The sequence below is a fragment of the Virgibacillus sp. SK37 genome (genome assembly GCF_000725285.1).
Classification (GTDB): Bacteria; Bacillota; Bacilli; order Bacillales; family Amphibacillaceae; genus Virgibacillus_Q.
Map to the genome: position 1 here is coordinate 1,629,848 of NZ_CP007161.1, position 21,141 is coordinate 1,650,988.

The window sequence follows — 21,141 nt, forward strand, 5'->3', positions numbered from 1 at the left end:
GGTATGACAGGGAAAGGGTGTCCGATTATGGGCGATAGTTTTTGGGAGAATATAATTGTGGAGACAGCTGCAAGATACAGTGTAGTTGTGTTGTGTACAGTTGTTTTTCTCTCTATATTTGAACTGGTTACTTCATATAAAAATTGGGTGGAAATCAAGAGTGGTAATTTTGCAGTTGCGATGGCTACCGGAGGTAAAATTTTCGGCATCGCAACTATTTTTCGGTATTCGATTGAACATAATGACACCTTGCTACAGAGCATAGGGTGGGGAGTTGTTGGATTTCTTCTTCTATTATTTGGCTATATTATGTTTGAATTTCTAACCCCTACTATTAAGATAGATGAAGAAATAGGTAAAGGGAATATTGCAGTTGGGTTTATATCAATGATTATTTCAGTTGGATTGGCATTTGTTATAGGCGCAAGTATCGGATAAGGAGAGAAAACAATGGTATTAGACAGATTAGCAAAAATATTAAGTGTTGTTGCAGTTATATTTGTGATTGTGGGCATCATATACTTGATAAAATAATAAAAAATTTTTTTAAATTCACTTTAAAGTTCAAAAAATAGAAAAGAATCGGTATAATGAGTATAAAGTAGTGTAAGGGAGGAAAAAAGATGAGTCAGTTGAAAAGATGGCAAAAGCATTATCCACCTGAGATCCCTACAAGTATAAAGTATGATGAAAAACCTTTATTTGCATTCTTATTTGAGAATGCTGCTCGTTACCCGAATAAGAAAGCGCTTCATTTTATGGGGAAAGAGATGACGTTTGCGGAACTTGAAAAGCAAGCGAAGAAGATGGCGAGCTACATGCAATCACTTGGTTTTCAAAAAGGTGATAAAGCAGCAATTATGCTACCTAATTGTCCGCAAGCAGTAGTAAGTTACTATGCCATATTAATGGCCGGAGGGATAGTGATTCAGACTAACCCCCTATATAAAGAGAGGGAACTTGAGTATCAGTTGAAAGATTCAGAAGCTACCTTCATTGTTTGCTTGGACATTTTATTACCACTTGTCACAAAAGTAAGTAAAAATACAGAATTAAGACATACCATTGTTACAGGGATAAAAGACTATCTGCCTTTCCCTAAAAATCTCATCTATCCATTTGTGCAACGAAAGCAATATAATATGGTTGTAAAAGCAGAACAAAGTGAAGATACCCATGTATGGACATACATGATGAGTCATTCGAATGAAGATTTTAGCCCTGTAGAGGTTGATCCATTAGAAGACCTGGCTTTATTGCAATACACGGGTGGAACTACAGGTTACCCAAAAGGTGTTATGCTCACACATTATAACTTGGTTGCCAATGTTCAGATGTGCGATGCTTGGTTATATAATACAAAACATGGTGAAGAAATTATTCTTGGTGTCTTACCATTCTTTCATGTGTACGGTATGACCACTGTCATGAATAATTCAATTATGACTGCTGCCAAAATGGTATTATTACCTCAATTTAAAGTAGAGGATGTTCTAAAGACAATTCATAAACAAAAACCAACACTATTTCCTGGAGCACCTACTATTTATGTAGGATTGCTTAATCACGAGAATTTAGGGAAATATGACCTTTCTTCCATTAAAGCTTGCATAAGTGGTTCTGCCCCTTTACCAGTGGAAGTTCAAGACCAATTTGAAAGAGTAACGAATGGTAAATTGGTGGAAGGGTATGGTTTAACAGAAACGTCGCCTGTTACTCATGCGAACTTTGTTTGGGATAAACGGGTGAATGGAAGTATAGGGGTGCCTTGGCCAGATACCGATTCAAAAATATTTCGAATGGAAACGGACGAAGAGGCGGATATTGCTGAAGTCGGCGAAATTGCTGTAAAAGGCCCGCAAATTATGAAAGGATATTGGAATAAGCAAGAAGAGACAGACCAGATATTAAAAGAGGGATGGCTTTTTACCGGGGACTTAGGTTATATGGATGAAGAAGGTTATTTTTATGTGGTTGATCGAAAAAAAGATATGATTATTGCAGGTGGATACAATATTTATCCTAGAGAGGTGGAAGAGGTTCTGTACGAATATGAAGGTATTCAGGAGGCTGTTGTAGCTGGAATACCTGATCCATACAGAGGGGAAACCGTCAAAGCTTATGTCGTATTGAAAAACGGCTATGAAACTACGGAAGAAGCTTTAGACAGCTATTGCAGAAAGCATTTGGCTGCATATAAGGTACCACGAATATATGAATTCAGAGACGAGCTGCCTAAAACTGCAGTTGGTAAGATTCTAAGAAGAAAGTTAATTGATGAAGAAACAGAAAAAAATAATAAAGAGAGTAAAGATAAAAAAACGGTGTAAACCGTTCGTTTTTTACAAAAAAGAAAGACAAGCTAATTATTGACATCTTTCGGCAATACCATTAGAATAAGAATGAATGATCATTCATTCATTCTTTGTCTATTCTAAGGAGCATACAATGAAAAAAAACAAACCGAAATACAAACAAATTATTGATGCAGCAGTGGTTGTCATTGCGGAGAATGGTTATCATGCTTCCCAGGTATCAAAAATAGCCAAAAAAGCAGGGGTAGCAGATGGGACGATTTATCTTTATTTTAAGAATAAAGAGGATATCCTTGTCTCTGTTTTTGAAGAGAAAATGGGGCAGTTTATAGAGGAAATAGAAAAAGGCATTAGTGATAAACAAACTGCAAACGATAAACTTTTGACGCTTATTATGTTACATTTTCGTCAGCTTGCTGATAATCATCATTTAGCAACTGTAACCCAATTGGAGTTACGGCAATCTGATCCTGAACTAAGGTGGAAAATTAATAAAGTATTAAAACCATACTTATTAGTTATTGACTCCATTATTAAGGAAGGTGTAGAAGAAAATATTTTTCGGGATAATTTGAATATCCAACTTGTTAGGCAAATGATTTTTGGTACATTGGATGAAACAGTTACCAACTGGGTGATGAAAGAAAGAAAATATGACTTAGTGGCCCAAGCAGATGATGTTCATGCTTTATTAACAAAAGGACTTTCTGTATTATAGAAAGTGAGTTTCCAATTTTCTTATATTTGGATTATACTGAAAGGGAGGTATTGTTATGGGAACATTAGCATTTGAGACAAACAATCAAGTTGCATATCTAACAATCCAAAGTCCCCCAGCAAATGCATTGTCTACCAGATTATTAAGTGATCTTTCTGAAAAGTTGGATGAAATTGCGGAAGATAATGCTATTAAAGCTGTGGTATTAAAAGGTGAGGGAAAGTTCTTTTCCGCTGGAGCTGATATAAAGGAATTCACTTCACTCCAGCATGCTTCAGATTATCAATCTTTAGCTGAAAAAGGGCAGAAGCTGTTTAATCGTATTGAACACTATCATATCCCTGTAATTGCAGCAATTCACGGAGCTGCACTTGGTGGGGGACTGGAATTGGCTATGTCTTGTCACATAAGACTTGTTAGTGATTCTGCTAAACTAGGTTTACCTGAACTAACGTTGGGTATCATACCAGGATTTGCAGGAACGCAACGACTACCTCTTTATGTTGGAACCTCAAAAGCTTATGAAATGGTACTTACTGGAGAGCCGATTAGTGGAGAGGAAGCATTTCGGTTGGGATTGGCTAATAAGGCACTGTCTGAGGAAGAACTATTCCCGGAAGCTACTAAACTAGCGGAAAAAATTGCGAATAAAAGCAAGTTGACAATTAATAGTGTTATGAAGCTAATCCCATATGCAAAGACAGGTCAGTTTTATTTAGGGGTCGAGGAAGAGGCAAAGGAATTTGGTCAGATATTCGGCTCTGCGGATGCTAAAGAAGGCATTCAGGCATTTATTGAAAAACGTAAGCCAGACTTCCAGGATAAATAAATAAAGGAGGATCACAGATGAATATTTTTGTATTACTAAAAAAGACCTTTGATACAGAGGAAAAGATTTCTGTTTCCAATGGACAAATTGAAGATGATGGAGCAGAATTTATTATTAACCCTTATGATGAGTATGCTGTTGAGGAAGCAATTGTTCAAAGAGATGCACACGGGGGAGAAGTCACGGTAGTAACCATTGGTGATGAAGATTCAGAAAAACAGCTACGTACTGCATTAGCTATGGGTGCTGACAAAGCTGTCTTGATTAATACTGAAGACGACTTAGAAGAAGGTGACCAGTTTACCACCGCTAAAATTCTTGAAGCATTTTTTGAAGATAAAGAACCTGACCTTATTCTTGCGGGGAATGTGGCAATTGATGAGGCCAGTGGCCAAGTGGGTCCTAGGGTTGCAGAGCTATTAGGTATCCCTTATGTTACTACGATTACAAGTTTGAAAATTGATGGAGAAATAGTAAACATTGAAAAAGACGTCGAAGGAGACGTTGAAGTTATAGAAACAAGTCTTCCTGTTCTTGTTACCTGTCAACAGGGACTGAATGACCCGCGTTATCCATCTTTGCCAGGTATTATGAAGGCAAAGAAAAAACCATTGGAAGAATTGGAAATTGATGATTTAGATTTAGATGAAGATGAACTTGAACCAAAAACTAAAACAACAGATATCTTTTTACCTCCAGAAAAAGAAGCAGGGAGGGTGCTGGAAGGTGAAATGGAAGAACAAGTACAGGAGTTAATATCCTTATTAAAAAATGAAGCAAAAGTCCTTTAATATTATATAGACAGAGAGGAGAAAAGCGACGTGAGTGAAAAATACTTAGTTATTGGTGAAACAAGAGACGGATCTTTACGTAACGTAACATTTGAAGCTATTGCGGCGGCTAAAAAAATAAACTCTGATGGGGAGATCGTTGGCGTAGTTTGTGGAAATGAGGATTTATCCGAGCAGGCAAAAGAAATGATTTACCATGGTGCTGACAAAGTTATCACTATAAAACACGATAATTTGAAAACGTATACATCTGAAGGCTTTGGCCAGGCGATAATGGCTGTAATTAATGAGGAAAATCCTGCAGGAATTGTTATGGGACATACCTCAATTGGAAAAGATCTTACCCCTAAGCTTGCTAGTAAACTTGGAACTGGCTTAATTTCCGACGCGGTTGATATTGAAACAGGAAATGGGAAAATTGAGTTTATTAGACCTATTTATTCTGGAAAAGCATTTGAAAGAAAAATTACAACAAGTGGTCTAACCTTCGTAACAATCCGACCAAACAACATACCTTCACTTGAACGTGATGATACACGTTCGGGCGAAGTTACTTCTAAGGAAGTTGATATTACAGATATTCGTACGATCGTAAAAGAGGTTATACGTAAAGCTTCTGAAGGTGTAGACTTATCCGAAGCGAATGTTATAGTTGCTGGTGGCCGCGGCGTCAAGAGTGAGGAAGGGTTTAAACCGTTACAAGAACTGGCAGATGTTCTTGGTGGCGCTGTAGGCGCTTCCCGTGGGGCATGTGATGCAGAGTATTGTGATTATTCCCTTCAAATCGGGCAAACTGGAAAAGTCGTAACTCCAGATCTATATATTGCTGTAGGTATTTCAGGCGCTATCCAGCATCTAGCCGGTATGTCAAACTCTAAAGTGATAGTTGCTATCAATAAAGATCCAGAAGCGAATATTTTTAATGTGGCGGACTACGGAATTGTTGGTGACTTATTTGAAGTTATCCCAGTGTTAATTGAAGAAATAAAGAAAATTAAATAACGATTTTAATAAATATGCTTCTCCTTTTTAAGGGGGAAGCATATTCCATTTATAAGAAGTGCTAAAAAGGAAGTAAAATTCCTCCAAGTCTAAATTAGAGCATTAGAAAGCCTATAAAACAATACTGCATTATAATGGCTCCAGCTTTAATATAGTCATTATGTGTCGTTTTTATATGTTGAAATTTTGTATAAGCAAAGTATTAGCTAGTAAATAATATCGATGTTATACTTTCATTATGGATCAAGCAAGAATGAGCAATAAGGAGGAATATAAATGGCAATAGTTAATGTAACAGACCAGAATTTTGCTGAAGAAACTTCGAAGGGTTTAGTATTGGCTGACTTTTGGGCTCCATGGTGTGGACCTTGTAAAATGATTGCACCTGTATTAGAAGAAATTGATGGTGAAATGGAAGAAAAAGTACAGATTGTCAAATTGGATGTAGATGAAAATCAAGAAACTGCTGGTAAATACGGTGTGATGAGTATCCCAACGCTTCTACTATTCAAAGACGGCAATGTAGTTGATCAGGTAATTGGTTTTCAACCAAAAGAGGCTTTAGTTGATCTTATTAACAAACACGCTTAATTCATGTATAATAAGAATATAAATTAAATTTCAAATCCCTTGTTGCTGTTTGTAACAAGGGATTTTCTAAGTATATGAGGAATGATAACATGAATGAAACAATTAGGGAGAAATTAGCCGTCCTTCCTGCACAACCAGGCTGTTATCTAATGAAAGATAAACACAGCACAGTTATTTATGTAGGAAAATCAAAATTATTAAAAAATAGAGTTCGTTCCTATTTTACGGGAGCAAATGATAGAAAGACACAACGTTTAGTGCAAGAAATTGAAGATTTTGAGTATATAGTTACCAATTCAGAGATCGAAGCATTAATTCTGGAAATGAACTTAATTAAGAAGTATGACCCTAAGTATAATGTCATGTTAAAAGATGACAAATCATATCCATATTTAAAAATTACTTCGGAGAGACATCCCCGCTTACTTATTACTAGAAAAATAAAAAAAGATAAAGGGAAATATTTTGGACCTTATCCCAATGTTATAGCAGCAAGAGAAACAAAAAAACTGCTTGATCGACTTTATCCATTAAGAAAATGTAATAATCCGCCTGGGAGGGTATGTTTATATTATCATATGAATCAATGCCTGGCCTGCAGTGAAAACCCTCCAACAAAGCAAGAATATGGATCAATTATTCAAAGTATCAGTTCGTTTCTAAATGGAGGATACAAAGGTATTAAAAATAACTTATCACGTAAAATGTATGAAGCTAGTGAACAATTAAATTTTGAAAGAGCCCAGGAATTACGTGATCAAATCCAACATATCGAAGTTGTAATGGAACAACAGAAAATGACGTTAAATGATCAAATAAATAGAGATATATTTGGATATAGTTATGATAAAGGATGGATGTGCATACAAGTCTTCTTTATCAGGCAGGGGAAATTAATGGAAAGAGATGTCGCTGTATTTCCATTCTTCGACGATGCTGAAGAAACTTTTCTTAGTTATATTGGGAGGTTTTATCTCCACCAACATCATTTAAAACCGAAGCAGATATTGGTTCCTCTTGGAACAGATGTTAATCTGCTGAAAGAGCTTTTGGAAGTTGATGTACACACACCTTATCGGGGCAGGAAAAAAGAATTAGTGGAGCTTGCAGAGAAGAATGCAGAAATTGCTTTAGAAGAAAAATTCTCCTTGATTGAGAGAAATGAAGAGCGGACGATAGTAGCCATTGAAAAGTTAGGAGAAGTTTTAAATATAGAAGTTCCCCATCGAGTTGAAGCATTTGACAACTCAAATATTCAAGGTACTGACCCTGTCTCGGCAATGGTTGTATTTATTGACGGAAAGCCAAATAAAAAAGAATATCGTAAATATAAAATTCGTGATGTGGAAGGTCCGGATGATTATGATACTATGAGAGAAGTCATTCGGCGACGTTACTCTAGAGTACTCAAGGAGGGGCTTCCTTTGCCCGATTTAATTATAGTAGATGGGGGAAAAGGGCAAATGAGTGCTGCGCTAGATGTATTAGAAAATGAGCTTGGGCTTGATATACCATTGTGCGGGCTGGTAAAAGATGATAAACACAAAACCAGTGAATTACTTTATGGGATACCACCTCAAGTTGTAGAACTTTCAAGACAATCACAAGAATTCTATCTTGTACAACGAATCCAAGACGAGGTACACCGTTTTGCTATCTCGTTTCATCGCCAGTTGCGTGGGAAAAATCTTGTGCAGTCTGAACTAGATAAGATCCCTGGTATTGGAGAAAAACGCAGGAGATTGTTATTGACCCATTTTAAATCTATTACGGAAATTAAAAAAGCCAACATCAAAGATATTACAAAATTAGGCATACCAACAAATATAGCTGAAGATATTATAAACTATTTAAATAATGATCAAAAAGAGAACCTGTAAACTTAGATTACAGGTTCTTTTTAAACACTCTGTTATAAATAGCAGGTATGTTTTAAAAAAATCAGCTTATCAAACACGGTGGATGGTAAATTGTACTAGGAAGAGTTTGCGATTGATTTCCTCTGTGCATTCACAATCAGAATTGTCAATTCGCTGAAATGCTTCAGCAAGAAAACCAGCTTCTAATCTGAATTCCGTATCAATAGGGGCTTTCAACCGTTGTACGAGTGCATCTGACATTAGTTGAAAAGTAATTGTTTCTTTCTTCTCTTTAATGATTTCCAAGTAACCCCATCCAAGCTGTTCAAATAGGTGAGCAATGTCCTCCAATGAGTCAAATTCAAATTTTCTTGCAAGGTTTCTTCCTAAAAAATAAAGTAATGTATTTGACTCTGCACCTAAAAGTTCGGGTAATCCCAGATAACGTAATATATCATAACCAGCACCTGATGACTGTAAATCAGTAAGCTGGGAAATTGGAAAAACAGTATTATTATTCGACATGGAGGTCATCCTTTCCTTGCTTTTCGACTCTAATAGAATTTTAGTTTATTAGTTTATTATGTATATATTTCACTTATTTCGCAAGTACCTTTAAGCAAATCCATAAAGGAAACGATATAATTTTAACGAAATATGTATCTCGTTTTCTTGACGCTTTTTGTAGATAGAAGTACAATAAATATGTCACAAACAGTACAATTTATTAAACGTTAAGGAATCAATGGATATGTTTAAGTTATCGTTTGTAGATTGTATTAACTTATGAAGAGCATTCGACAAACTAAAGGGGGGTAACACATGGCAGAACACCGTGAGTTTTTAAGCAGACGACTGCACTCACTGTTAGGAGTAATTCCAATCGGGATATTTTTGGTTCAACACTTGGTGGTGAATCATTTTGCTGTGTATGGTGAAGAAAGTTTCAACAAAGCTGCAGGTTTTATGGCGAATTTACCATTTGTACTTGTACTGGAGACATTTGTAATTTATTTACCAATTTTGTTTCATGCAATTTTAGGAGTTTATATTGTATTTGAAGCACGAAACAATACAAAAAGATACGGCTTTTTCCGAAATTGGATGTTCTTTTTGCAACGAATAACAGGAATAATTACGCTTGTATTTATTGCTTGGCATGTTTGGGAAACAAGAGTGCAGATTGCATTGGGCAATGCTGAGGTGAATTACAGTTTAATGGAAGGGATTTTAACAAATCCAATTATGTTCTGGTTTTATATTATTGGTGTAGTTTCTGCAGTATTCCATTTTGCAAATGGCTTGTGGAGCTTTGCAGTGACTTGGGGACTTACCCAATCACCAAAATCCCAAAAAATCGCTACATATGTAACGGTAATCGTATTTTTTGTTGTTAGTTATATAGGTGTTAGAACACTTATCCAATTTGCGTACGGAGCGTAAATAGAAATATAAGGAGTGAGCAAGTATTATGAGTAACCGAAAAATAGCTGTTATCGGCGGGGGTCTTGCCGGCTTAATGGCAACAATAAAAGCTGCTGAAGCAGGCGTGAATGTAGATCTTTTCTCTATTGTACCTGTAAAGCGCTCTCACTCTGTGTGTGCCCAAGGTGGTATTAATGGCGCGGTAAATACAAAAGGAGAAGGTGATTCTCCGGCAATCCACTTTGATGATACTGTCTATGGTGGAGATTTCTTAGCAAATCAGCCTCCGGTAAAAGCGATGTGTGATGCTGCGCCGAGTATCATAAATATGTTGGACCGCATGGGTGTTATGTTCAACCGTACTCCAGAGGGATTACTAGATTTCAGACGCTTTGGGGGTACACAGCATCATCGTACTGCATACGCAGGGGCGACTACTGGGCAACAGTTGTTATATGCCTTGGATGAACAAGTTCGCCGTTATGAAGTAGAAGGCTTAGTAACTAAGTATGAAAATTGGGAATTTGTTCGTGCAATTATTGATGATGAAGGTGTTGGGAAAGGAATTGTAGCCCAGGATATTAAGTCACATGAAATAAAGGCATTTCCTTCAGATGCTACTATTTTTGCAACAGGTGGTCCTGGGATTATATTCGGTAAGTCAACAAATTCGATGATAAATACAGGTTCAGCTGCAAGTAAGCTATACCAACAGGGTGCAAAATATGCAAATGGTGAGTTTATTCAAATTCATCCTACCGCTATTCCTGGTGATGACAAGCTCCGTTTAATGAGCGAGTCTGCACGTGGGGAAGGTGGCCGTATCTGGACATACAAAGATGGAGAACCATGGTACTTCTTAGAAGAGAAGTATCCGGCTTATGGAAATCTTGTCCCACGCGATATAGCTACACGTGAAATTTTTGATGTTTGTGTTAATCAGAAACTAGGCATTAATGGTGAAAATATGGTTTATTTGGATCTTTCCCATAAAGATCCAAAAGAATTGGATGTTAAACTTGGTGGAATTATAGAAATCTATGAAAAATTCGTTGGTGAAGACCCGCGAAAAGTACCAATGAAGATTTTCCCTGCTGTTCACTACTCTATGGGAGGACTTTGGGTAGATTATGAACAGATGACCAGCATACCTGGTATCTTTGCAGCAGGAGAATGCGATTATTCTCAGCATGGCGGTAATCGTTTAGGAGCAAACTCCCTTCTATCAGCAATTTATGGAGGTTCAGTAGCGGGTCCGAATGCTATTAAATATATTGATGGCTTAGATAAGCATGTAGAGGATTTACCTTCTGATTTATTCGATGAGAATACGAAGCAAGAAAAAGAAAACTTTGAAGCATTAATGAACATGAAGGGTGAAGAAAACGCATATCAACTTCATAAAGAGCTTGGAGAATGGATGACAGACAACGTTACAGTAGTTAGAGATAATGATAAACTTCTAAAAACAGATGAGAAGATTAAAGAATTACTCGAACGTTGGGAGAATATCAACATTAATGATACTTCCCGCTGGAGCAACCAAGGAGTAATGTTTACAAGGCAGTTAAAGAACATGTTGCACCTGGCAAGGGTGATTACAATGGGAGCTTATAATCGTGATGAAAGCCGAGGAGCTCATTACAAACCTGAATTCCCAGAAAGAAATGACGAAGAGTGGTTGAAGACGACAATTGCCTCTTTTGATAAGGATAAAAATTCACCTGTATTTTCATACGAAGAGGTTGATACGTCGCTGATTCCACCACGTAAACGTGATTATACGAAGAAAAGCGAAGGGAGTAAGTAATCATGGCTGAACAACAAACTGTTACTTTTATTATTACTAGACAAGACAGCCCAGAATCTGCTCCTTATGAGGAAACATTTCATGTTCCTTATCGTAAAAATATGAATGTGATATCTGGGTTAATGGAAATACGCCAAAATCCGGTTAATGCGAGTGGGGAGAAGACAACTCCGGTTTATTGGGATATGAACTGCCTCGAAGAAGTATGTGGTGCTTGTTCTATGATTATTAATGGGACGGCGAGACAGTCTTGTGCTGCACTTGTTGATCAATTGGAACAGCCAATTCGTTTAGAACCAATGTCAACATTTCCAGTAGTCCGCGATTTAATTGTTGATCGTGAACGTATGTTTGATGCACTTAAACAAGTTAAAGCTTGGATTCCTATTGACGGAACATATGATTTAGGGCCTGGTCCTCGTATGCCTGAGAAAAAGAGACAGTGGGCTTATGAGCTTTCAAAATGCATGACATGTGGAGTTTGCCTTGAAGCATGTCCTAACGTTAATGATAAATCAAACTTTATTGGTCCTGCAGCGCTTTCGCAGGCTCGTTTATTCAATGCTCATCCAACTGGAGAAATGAATGCAAGTGAAAGGTTGGATGGTCTAATGGAAGACGGTGGAATTGATGGTTGTGGAAATGCCCAAAACTGTGTTCAAGTTTGTCCTAAAGGAATTCCACTAACTACTTCTATTGCAGCTATGAACAGGGCTACAAATATCCAAGCCTTTAAAAACTTCTTTGGAAGTGACAACGCACATTAAATAAACCTTATTAGTATCCTATGGCCCCTGTCCAATTAAATGGTCGGGGTCATTTTTTTAGCAAAGTAACGAGTGGCAGCTGCTCTAATTTAATAACTAGTTAATACCTGATTACTATGCTTACATGTAATTGACGTGATTGATACTACAACATAATAAATTTTTGTAGATAATTCATTTGATTAGGGGGATCTATATTGACAAAAATAGCCTATATTGAGGACATGGAGCAATGGCGCTTAGAGTTCTCATTCTCAATTCCTATTTCCATTCGTTTCTCAGAAACAGATATGTTTGGACATGTAAATAATGTCTCTCCTTTTATTTATTTTGAGGAAGCCAGAATTGAATTCTTGAAATCACTTGGTTTATTTGCAAGCACATCAAATAAGAAGGCAATTCCTATCGTCGGTGACCTACAATGCAACTATTTAAAGCAGATGTTTTTTAATCAAAAAATACAATTGTATGTAAAAGTTCACTATGTTGGAAACTCCTCCATCGATTTACATTATATGGCTATTGATGAAAGTGAAGAAATCGCACTAACGGGTAGAGGTAGATTGGTATTTGTGCACCCGGAATCAGGCAAGCCGGTACCACTCGAGCAATCGATTAAAGAAAAGCTGACGAATGTGTAGAAATGAAATTGAATCTATTTTAGATGAAAAGGTGGAAAACCGACTTCCCGAAGGAAAGTCGGTTCTTCTACAGCTTTAACTCCCCCATGCGCAGGAGCTCAACTACCGCTTGTGAACGCCCCTTGACTCCAAGCTTTTGCATAGCATTAGAAATGTGATTACGGACAGTTTTTTCTGATATAAATAATTCTTGGGCAATTTCTCTTGTTGTTTTGTCTTGTACTAACAATTCAAACACTTCTTTTTCTCGCTTTGTCAGTAATTGCTTCGGTTTATACTCGTTGTCCTTCAAGTGTTAACCCCTCCTTGCTGTCATAGAGCTGCATATGAAGGGAAATTATTTAGTCAATATAGCGTATGAAGGAAGATGAAAAACAGTGCGTATATTTGGTTAAAGGAATGCCCAATATACAAACGACATTTTAAATATGGAATCAAAAAATATTTGTTATAATAATCTTATGTCGAAACGACATATTTTAATTACATATATGCAAGCAGGAGGTAGCTTTTTTGGAAAACAATTCTTCAACATATACAATAAATAATATAGAACGTACTATGCGCTATATATCTGGGATTATTAAACAAAATGGCAGGAAAATTTTGACTAATTATCCCATCACTTCGCCTCAATTTGTTGCCTTGCAATGGTTAGTTGAAAATGAGGAACTAACAATTGGTGAGTTATCTAATAAAATCAGCCTTGCTTTTAGTACAACAACTGACTTAGTAGACCGTATGGAGAACAACGAACTTGTAGAAAGAGTTAAGGATGTAAAAGATAAACGAGTAGTACGTATTCGAGTGTTGGATAAAGGCAGGCAGATTATTCAAGAAGTAATTGAGAAAAGACAAGTTTATTTGGGGGAAGTTTTGGAAGATTTTACTGATGAACAGACCGAGTCTCTAAACGAATTACTAGAATTTTTGCATGAACAAATGAGAAAAGTTAATAATAAATAACCGCATAAAGAAGGGGAAAATATGCAAAGAGCGATTGGTGTTATCGATTCTGGCGTAGGCGGTTTAACAGTAGCATATGAGTTAATGCGCCAACTGCCTAAAGAGAAGTTAATTTATATAGGAGATACAAAAAGATGCCCATATGGCCCTAGATCAGAGCAAGAAGTAAAAGCATTCACATGGGAAATGGTCTCTTTCTTGCTTGAAAAGAATATTAAACTACTAGTAATTGCTTGTAATACGGCAACAGCTTTTACATTAAAAGAATTGCAAGATAAACTGGATATTCCTGTATTAGGTGTGATTCAGCCGGGTGCTCGTGCTGCCATAAAGTGGACAAAAAGTAATTATGTAGGGGTAATTGGTACGGAAGGAACAATACGCAGCAATGCTTACAAGGATGCCTTAAAGAATATTAATTCAGAAATATCCGTTGAGGCGTTAGCTTGCCCTATGTTTGTCCCAATGGTGGAGCAAGGAATAATGTTTGGTGAAAAAGCACAAAGTGTCGTAAAGGAAACATTAAAACCGTTGAAAAATAATAAAAAAATGGATACATTAATCCTTGGTTGTACGCATTATCCGTTAATTAAAGGTACTATTCAAAAGGAAATGGGAGCAAATATAACGATTATTTCTTCCAGTGAGGAAACGGCAAGGGAGACTAGTGCTTTACTCTCTATGCATCATTTATTAGCCAGCAGTGATAAAATACCTACACATGAATTTTACACTACTGGAGAGTTGGAGATATTCAGCAAAATATCAGAAACTATTTTTAAAAAATCAAACATTAAGCGTCTTCGTATTGAAAAAGCAATAATCACAAAAAGTCAGAATTCATAGCTGCGAATGAATTCTGACTTTTTGTTGTTTAAGAACTATAAAAGACTTTAACTCAGTCGCCTAAGGTAAATGTTAGTTTTCAAACCAATTCTAAATATAGATAAACTCCTCACTTCTCCTTATGTTTTTTTAATAAATTTTAAGTTGAATGGTCTATTTTAAGGCAAGGCTCGTATATATAGTAGTACAAACCATCATAGGGGGTAGTGACATGCTGAAGCGCGGTTTAATTGTAACAGGTGCTGTAACGCTTTCGATTATATTGACAGGGTGTTTTCAGGGAGAACAATCATTAGAGGAAATGGATCCGCCGAAAAATGCTGAGGAAGTTGATAAACTGGAAAAACCTGAACAAGAAAGTGAAGCAAAGGAAAATGAGGAAACAGATGGAGAGGAAGCTCCAGCCGAAATGGTTGCTCGCCAATTATATTTACTTGATGCGAATGGAATGGTTGCAGCTCAAACAGTAGAATTGCCTAAACCAGAAACAAACGAAGTAGCAAGTCAGGTATTGGAATATCTAGTAAAAGGCGGCCCTGTTACGTCTCTTTTGCCAAATGGATTCCAGGCAGTCCTGCCGGAAGGTACAGAAATACTCGGAATGGATTTACAGGAAGACGGTACGATGATTGTAGATGTTTCGAAAGAGTTTGAGAACTATAAAGCGGAAGAGGAATTAAAAATACTTGAATCGATGACACATACGCTAACGCAATTTGACAGTGTGAATAAGATACAACTTAGGGTAAATGGCTACCCATTAAGTGAAATGCCTGTAAACGGGACTCCGATCAATGAGGGTTATTCTAAGGCTAATGGGATTAACATAACAGAAACAGACACTCTTGACTTGATTGGAAGTAAACCTGTAACGATGTATTATCCTACACAGCATAATGAAAACCGTTACTATGTACCAGTAACTCAATATATTGAAACAGATAGTGAAAATACGTACCAATCTATCGTCCAGGCTCTACTCGAAGGACCTGGCTTCAATACAAATATAAAGCATGTATTTAATGCGAAAACTTTGATTACAAAAGCACCTAAATTAGAAGATGGGGTGTTAGAGATCGAGTTTAGTAAGGATATACTACAGGATCAAGATAAGTCAATGATCTCAGATGAAGTAATGGAAACATTGGTTCGCACTCTTACGGAACAGCAATCAATTGATGCTGTGGAAGTAAGTGTAGAGGGAATTGAAAAAATAGTTAATGAGAATGGTGAAGCCTATAGTAAACCTGTAACCAAACAAACATTTATGCCTACTGAAAAACTATAGAAGGAAGGGGCTTGCAAAAGCCTCTTCTTTTTTCCGTTACTAAGAAAAAGCGAGTTTTAGCCTGTCTTCCACCCGCGTGCTTACACTTTTGTTCTGTAAATGGCTTTAGTTAGTTGGCCATATGTTGATGCTCCATCTTTGCAAGCTCTTCTTTAGCTGATTGTGTTCTCGATTATGTATTAACATGTTGATTTACGGAAAAATATGTTAAGCTAATTGTTGAAACAAGGAGGAATTTATAATGAGAAACGATCAAAGAAATTCAGATGATTTACGTGCTATTAAGATAACAACAGAGTATATAAGCCATCCAGAAGGCTCTGTACTGATTGAGGTTGGAAACACTAAAGTTATATGTAATGCAAGTATTGAAGATAGAGTTCCTCCATTTATGCGTGGACAGGGGAAAGGGTGGATTACTGCGGAATATGCAATGCTTCCCCGAGCCACAGAACAAAGAAACATTAGGGAGTCTTCAAAAGGAAAAGTGAGCGGCCGGACCATGGAGATACAACGTTTGATAGGAAGAGCTTTACGATCCGTTGTTGACCTTGATAAAATTGGTGAACGTACTGTCTGGGTCGACTGTGATGTAATTCAAGCAGATGGTGGCACACGTACGGCCTCCATTACCGGTGCATTTGTAGCTGTAGTTCTGGCATTTGGTGAATTGCTTAATAAAGGTACAATCGGTAAAATGCCTGTAAGAGATTTTCTAGGTGCAACATCGGTTGGTGTCTTATCAAATGGAAACGAAATACTGGATCTCAACTATTTGGAAGACTCTGAAGCACAAGTAGATATGAATGTTGTCATGACTGGTTCAGGAGAATTTGTAGAAATACAAGGTACGGGAGAAGAATCAACATTCACTAATGATCAGTTAATGAAAATGTTGAAGCTCGCTAATGATGGACTTCAAGAGATCTTTCAAATTCAACGCACTATGCTTGGTGGTCTGTCCGATAGAATTGGTGAAACGAAATAAGGGTGAAAAACATGAAGGAAATTATAATTGCGACAAAGAATAAAGGTAAAGCAGATGAATTTAAGAGTTTTTTTAAAAAGTATGGGGTAAGCGTGAAATCGCTTTTAGATTTCCAAGAAGTAATGCCAGATGTAGATGAAACAGGCTCTACGTTCGAAGAAAATGCTGCACTGAAGGCAGAAGAGATTTCTGCAATGCTTTCCATTCCAGTTCTGGCAGATGACTCTGGTTTGGTTATTGATGCGTTAAATGGGGAGCCTGGAATATACTCAGCCAGGTATGCTGGTGAACCAAAAAACGATCAAGCTAACTTAAATAAAGTGCTGCAAGAACTCCAAAATGTTCCAAAAGATAATAGAAAAGCTAGGTTTGTTTGTGTTCTGGCTATCGCTATGCCTGGTGAAGCTACAGTATTCCGCACAGGATACTGTGAAGGAGAAATAGCCTTTTCCCCTAGAGGTGAACACGGTTTCGGATATGATCCAATATTTATACCTCAAGGCTGTAATTATACAATGGCTGAACTGTCAGCAAAGGAAAAGAATGAAATTAGCCATCGGAGTAATGCGATTAATCAGTTGGAGGACTGGATAATAAGTATATAAGAATATCTAAAAAGGTAGGTATATTTATGACACGCGTTCTAATCATAAGTGACAGCCATGGACTTACTAGTGATATTTTATCCATCAGAGACAGGGAAAACGCAGATTATATGATCCATTGTGGAGACTCGGAGTTAGATGCTGATGCTAAAGAATTAGATCAGTTTTATGTAGTTGGAGGGAATTGTGACTTTGACAATCGATATCCTACAGAGCAAGTGTTAACAATAAACGAGATAACTTTTTGTATTGTGCATGGCCACCTGCATCAAGTCAAATCGAATTTACTGATGCTTGGTTATCGAGCTGAAGAACTAGGTGCCCAAGTTGTTTGTTTCGGTCATACCCATATTGCTGGTGCTGAACAAGTGGGGAACCAGCTGTTTATCAATCCAGGAAGCATTCGCTTACCGAGAGGACGTAAAGAAGCTACTTATGCAATAATGGAGTGGGAAACTTCTTCAAATATTGCCGTCTCTTTTTATGAGGCGAACGGAGACCCAATAAATGAATTATTTTATAATGCAACAATCTAAAATGAAAAGCTTATCAGTCTCTAATGGAAGAGATTGATAAGCTTTCAAAAAAAATATATTTAATGTGTTGACAAATCTATTAATAAAACATATAATGATTCTTGTCCGTTAAAAAAGTATCATTATTAATTAATTTCTACATGCGGGTGTAGTTTAGTGGTAAAACCTCAGCCTTCCAAGCTGATGATGAGGGTTCGATTCCCTTCACCCGCTCCATACATAACCTTATGTCCCAGTAGCTCAGCTGGATAGAGCAACAGCCTTCTAAGCTGTGGGTCGCAGGTTCGAATCCTGCCTGGGACGTCACCAAGGAGAAACCTATTCATGGGTTTCTCCTTTTTTCACTATAATTCTCCTTTTTAAATTGTTTAAATACGATACTGATGGGGAATGTATATCAAATAGTAAAACATAGATACTATTAGTACATCATGGATAAGAAAGGAGGGAAGTAATGGAACCTCACGCAAGTAATGTAATTCTTTTCCCTAAGTGGAAAAGTGTTTTGGAGGAGGAAAGTCTTCAGGCACTAAAGGAAAAAAGATATGAACAAGCATTAACAAAGCTTGATGAATTGATAAGTTACCAGGTAGATAGCCATGAGGTTATGGTAGGAAAATTAATATGTCTTATGGAATTAGAGAGGGAGAATGAAGCTCAAGAAATCTGTGAAGATTTGTTAAAAGATAGAGACCAGCATTATTATCACTATCTTCATGTATATTTAACCCTGTTATTTCAAACAAATCAATATCAATTACTTATGGAGCAAGTGGAGGATGAATATGCCTCTGGAAAAACTCCAATCGAAATGAAAGAGCAGTTTGACCAGCTCTACAGTATGAGTAAAAAAATGCAGCTCGATGTAACGATTGATCGAACGACTACATATATGAATGAACTTGAAGAAGCAGTAATTCATAAAAATCATGCAGAACAGTGGAGAATAATAGATAAGTTACGTAATATAGATATGCGACCATCTAAAAATGTTATTACTTATCTGGCCGATGAAGAAATACACCCGGTAAATAAAACAGCCTTGTTTCGTTGGCTGCAACAGAGTGAGTTTGAGACGACTGTAACTATAAACAAATTGGGACATACACTGAATATTGTTCCTATAGAAACGGAGCAAATGATGGAACAATCCTTTATTAAAGAAATTGTCCTCCTTTTGCGCGACTTGGAACAACAAGATCCATCTATGTTTCAGTTGGTAAATAAGCTACTTTATCGGTATGCTTATGTTCGTTATCCACTTTCGCCTCCTGGTGAAGATATTGAGAGTATAGTAAGTGCCTTAATAACGATTGGTAAGGAATATGTTAGTATACATAATTTGGTGGAAAATGATATAAATGATAGAGTGAATAAATATATAGAAGAAATAAAATTTTGTGAAGCACTTTATCTGAGCATTATTGAAGAATGAATGGATTAAATGGAAATGCTTGAAAGGCATACTAATTATGTTATAATAAGATGGTTGTAAATTTAAACAGTGTTTTGTTTATAGTAACGGACGTTAAAAATGTTAGAAACAATAGATTTTGGAGGGAAACTTATGTCAGCAAAATGGGAAAAGCAAGAAGGAAATGAAGGAGTCTTAACAATTGAAGTATCAGCAGAGGAATTTGACAAAGCTTTGGATCAAGCATTCAAAAAAGTATCCAAAGATGTCCAAATTCCTGGATTCCGTAAAGGGAAAATTCCACGTAAGATTTTTGAAAACCGTTTTGGCGTAGAATCTTTATATCAGGATGCTGTAGATATTGTATTACCTGATGCTTACATGAAAGCAATTGAGGAAACAAATATTGAGCCTGTAGCACAACCAGAAGTGGATATTGAAACAATTGAACAAGGAAAGCCTTTAGTTTTCACTGCTAAAGTAACTGTAAAACCGGAAGTCAAGCTTGGTGAATACAAAGGACTTGAAGTAGAGGAACAGTCCGTTGAAGTAACAGATGAAGATGTAGAAAAAGAAATCGAGCATCAACGCGAGCATCATGCCGAGTTAGTTGTTAAAGAAGAAGGCACTGTTGAAGATGGTGACACTGTAGTTATCGACTTTGAAGGTTTTCTTGGTGACGAACCTTTCGAAGGCGGAAAAGGTGAAAATCATTCCTTGGAAATTGGCTCAGGACAGTTTATACCAGGTTTTGAGGAGCAATTAATAGGTAAAAAAGCAGAAGAAGATACAGAAATCACTTTAACTTTCCCTGAAGACTATCATGCAGAAGAGTTGGCTGGTAAAGAAGCAACCTTCAAAGTTAAGATTCATGAAGTTAAATCCAAAGAACTACCTGAATTGGATGATGAATTCGCAAAAGATGTCGACGAAGAAGTAGAAACACTTGATGAGCTTAAAAACAAGAAAAAGGAACAATTAGAAGAGCAAAAGAAACAAGAAGCTGAAAATCAGAAGCGTGAAACACTTCTTGAAAAAGCGTCTGAAAATGCAGAAGTAGTTATTCCGGAAGCAATGGTAGATACAGAGTTAGACCAAATGGTTAAAGAATTTGAACAACGTCTGCAAATGCAAGGAATGACTCTTGAAATGTACTCTCAGTTCTCTGGTCAGGACGTAGATGCTTTAAAAGAACAAATGAAAGAAGATGCAGAGAAACGTGTTAAAACAAATCTTACTTTAGAAGCTATCGTTGACAACGAAGATCTTGAAGTTTCTGAAGAAGATGTGAACGCTGAATTGGAAAACATGGCATCCATGTACGGTACAGATGTTGACCAACTGAAACAAATGCTCGGTGGGAATACAGATGCACTTAAGGGTGAACTTAAAATGAGAAAAGCAATTGACTTCTTAGTTGAGAACAGTAAAACTGTATAATAACTCTACTAAAAGGTTTAATTGCAGTTGAATAAGGTTAATATGAAAACAAGGTGCTATACTCGCACCTTGTTTTCATATTAAGTCAGATTGAAGATGAAGTGTATATATATTCATTTTTGTCATATAGTATAAGAAGCCTAATCTGAAATTTATAAGTAAAACTGGTTACCAATAATGGGTAATATATGTTTTATTAACAATTTTAAAGTATATTGTTTTGTTTTTTATTTTTGATCTGATATGATGACTATAAAAGTTGAATCCTGAATAAGTGTTTAGGAGTAGATTTAAACTTTTAGGGGTGAAG

General features: G+C 36.7%; 22 protein-coding genes and 2 tRNA genes. 22 read left to right on the forward strand and 2 right to left on the reverse strand.

Annotation, left to right across the window (positions count from 1 at the left end; all coding sequences use genetic code 11):
* Positions 1 to 27: 27 nt before the first annotated feature.
* The 8 genes from X953_RS08390 (at position 28) to uvrC (ending at position 8,126) form a co-directional block, all read left to right on the forward strand.
* Complete coding sequence (locus X953_RS08390; protein ID WP_040955169.1) at positions 28 to 438, forward strand: DUF350 domain-containing protein; 411 nt, start codon at positions 28 to 30, stop codon at positions 436 to 438.
* Positions 439 to 623: 185 nt separating this feature from the next.
* A complete protein-coding gene (locus tag X953_RS08395) occupies positions 624 to 2,330 on the forward strand; it encodes an AMP-binding protein (RefSeq protein ID WP_040955170.1) in 1,707 nt (568 codons plus the stop codon).
* 118 nt (positions 2,331 to 2,448) lie between these two features.
* Positions 2,449 to 3,033 (forward strand): TetR/AcrR family transcriptional regulator, encoded by a 585-nt coding sequence (locus tag X953_RS08400; protein ID WP_040955171.1) that lies wholly within the window; start codon positions 2,449 to 2,451, stop codon positions 3,031 to 3,033.
* Between the two features lie 55 nt (positions 3,034 to 3,088).
* Positions 3,089 to 3,862 (forward strand): enoyl-CoA hydratase, encoded by a 774-nt coding sequence (locus X953_RS08405; protein WP_040955172.1) that lies wholly within the window; start codon positions 3,089 to 3,091, stop codon positions 3,860 to 3,862.
* Positions 3,863 to 3,879: 17 nt separating this feature from the next.
* The gene (locus X953_RS08410; RefSeq protein WP_040955173.1) at positions 3,880 to 4,653 is read left to right on the forward strand and encodes an electron transfer flavoprotein subunit beta/FixA family protein; all 774 of its coding nucleotides are present in this window, start codon (positions 3,880 to 3,882) and stop codon (positions 4,651 to 4,653) included.
* 30 nt (positions 4,654 to 4,683) lie between these two features.
* Positions 4,684 to 5,655, forward strand: a complete 972-nt coding sequence (locus tag X953_RS08415; protein ID WP_040955174.1) for an electron transfer flavoprotein subunit alpha/FixB family protein — start codon at positions 4,684 to 4,686, stop codon at positions 5,653 to 5,655.
* A gap of 276 nt (positions 5,656 to 5,931) precedes the next feature.
* Positions 5,932 to 6,246, forward strand: coding sequence for a thioredoxin (trxA, locus tag X953_RS08420; protein WP_019376764.1), 315 nt, complete (start codon positions 5,932 to 5,934; stop codon positions 6,244 to 6,246).
* A gap of 89 nt (positions 6,247 to 6,335) precedes the next feature.
* Entirely contained in the window at positions 6,336 to 8,126 is a 1,791-nt protein-coding gene (uvrC, locus tag X953_RS08425) for an excinuclease ABC subunit UvrC (RefSeq protein WP_040955175.1), read from the forward strand.
* A gap of 69 nt (positions 8,127 to 8,195) precedes the next feature.
* Here uvrC and X953_RS08430 read toward each other — a convergent pair whose 3' ends face one another.
* Positions 8,196 to 8,630, reverse strand: coding sequence for a DUF2507 domain-containing protein (locus tag X953_RS08430; protein WP_040955176.1), 435 nt, complete (start codon positions 8,628 to 8,630; stop codon positions 8,196 to 8,198).
* A gap of 297 nt (positions 8,631 to 8,927) precedes the next feature.
* On the opposite strand from X953_RS08430, the gene X953_RS08435 reads away from it, so the two are divergent.
* From X953_RS08435 to X953_RS08450, 4 genes are all read left to right on the forward strand, one after another.
* Complete coding sequence (locus X953_RS08435; RefSeq protein ID WP_040955177.1) at positions 8,928 to 9,548, forward strand: succinate dehydrogenase cytochrome b558 subunit; 621 nt, start codon at positions 8,928 to 8,930, stop codon at positions 9,546 to 9,548.
* Positions 9,549 to 9,576: 28 nt separating this feature from the next.
* The gene (gene sdhA / locus X953_RS08440; protein WP_040955178.1) at positions 9,577 to 11,340 is read left to right on the forward strand and encodes a succinate dehydrogenase flavoprotein subunit; all 1,764 of its coding nucleotides are present in this window, start codon (positions 9,577 to 9,579) and stop codon (positions 11,338 to 11,340) included.
* A gap of 2 nt (positions 11,341 to 11,342) precedes the next feature.
* Entirely contained in the window at positions 11,343 to 12,107 is a 765-nt protein-coding gene (sdhB, locus tag X953_RS08445; RefSeq protein ID WP_040955179.1) for a succinate dehydrogenase iron-sulfur subunit, read from the forward strand.
* A 197-nt stretch (positions 12,108 to 12,304) separates the two neighbouring features.
* Positions 12,305 to 12,748, forward strand: coding sequence for a thioesterase family protein (locus tag X953_RS08450; RefSeq protein WP_052350092.1), 444 nt, complete (start codon positions 12,305 to 12,307; stop codon positions 12,746 to 12,748).
* 67 nt (positions 12,749 to 12,815) lie between these two features.
* Here the strand turns inward: X953_RS08450 and X953_RS08455 are convergent, their stop codons facing one another.
* Positions 12,816 to 13,040, reverse strand: coding sequence for a response regulator transcription factor (locus tag X953_RS08455; RefSeq protein WP_019376771.1), 225 nt, complete (start codon positions 13,038 to 13,040; stop codon positions 12,816 to 12,818).
* Between the two features lie 221 nt (positions 13,041 to 13,261).
* On the opposite strand from X953_RS08455, the gene X953_RS08460 reads away from it, so the two are divergent.
* The 10 genes from X953_RS08460 (at position 13,262) to tig (ending at position 20,831) form a co-directional block, all read left to right on the forward strand.
* Positions 13,262 to 13,714: a MarR family winged helix-turn-helix transcriptional regulator gene (locus tag X953_RS08460; protein ID WP_040955180.1), complete on the forward strand. Its 453-nt coding sequence runs from the start codon at positions 13,262 to 13,264 to the stop codon at positions 13,712 to 13,714.
* A 21-nt stretch (positions 13,715 to 13,735) separates the two neighbouring features.
* Positions 13,736 to 14,560: a glutamate racemase gene (gene racE, locus X953_RS08465; RefSeq protein ID WP_040955181.1), complete on the forward strand. Its 825-nt coding sequence runs from the start codon at positions 13,736 to 13,738 to the stop codon at positions 14,558 to 14,560.
* 211 nt (positions 14,561 to 14,771) lie between these two features.
* The gene (locus X953_RS08470) at positions 14,772 to 15,848 is read left to right on the forward strand and encodes a GerMN domain-containing protein (RefSeq protein WP_040955182.1); all 1,077 of its coding nucleotides are present in this window, start codon (positions 14,772 to 14,774) and stop codon (positions 15,846 to 15,848) included.
* A 241-nt stretch (positions 15,849 to 16,089) separates the two neighbouring features.
* Positions 16,090 to 16,836, forward strand: a complete 747-nt coding sequence (gene rph, locus X953_RS08475; RefSeq protein WP_040955183.1) for a ribonuclease PH — start codon at positions 16,090 to 16,092, stop codon at positions 16,834 to 16,836.
* Between the two features lie 11 nt (positions 16,837 to 16,847).
* Positions 16,848 to 17,441 carry an XTP/dITP diphosphatase gene (locus tag X953_RS08480; RefSeq protein ID WP_040955184.1) on the forward strand — a complete coding sequence of 198 codons (594 nt, stop codon included), beginning with the start codon at positions 16,848 to 16,850 and terminating at the stop codon, positions 17,439 to 17,441.
* 26 nt (positions 17,442 to 17,467) lie between these two features.
* Positions 17,468 to 17,977, forward strand: a complete 510-nt coding sequence (locus X953_RS08485) for a metallophosphoesterase (RefSeq protein ID WP_040955185.1) — start codon at positions 17,468 to 17,470, stop codon at positions 17,975 to 17,977.
* 142 nt (positions 17,978 to 18,119) lie between these two features.
* Positions 18,120 to 18,193, forward strand: a tRNA-Gly gene (locus tag X953_RS08490).
* A gap of 13 nt (positions 18,194 to 18,206) precedes the next feature.
* A tRNA-Arg gene (locus tag X953_RS08495) sits at positions 18,207 to 18,280 on the forward strand.
* Between the two features lie 151 nt (positions 18,281 to 18,431).
* Complete coding sequence (locus X953_RS08500; protein WP_040955186.1) at positions 18,432 to 19,412, forward strand: tetratricopeptide repeat protein; 981 nt, start codon at positions 18,432 to 18,434, stop codon at positions 19,410 to 19,412.
* Positions 19,413 to 19,544: 132 nt separating this feature from the next.
* Positions 19,545 to 20,831, forward strand: a complete 1,287-nt coding sequence (gene tig, locus X953_RS08505; RefSeq protein ID WP_040955187.1) for a trigger factor — start codon at positions 19,545 to 19,547, stop codon at positions 20,829 to 20,831.
* Positions 20,832 to 21,141 lie beyond the last annotated feature (310 nt).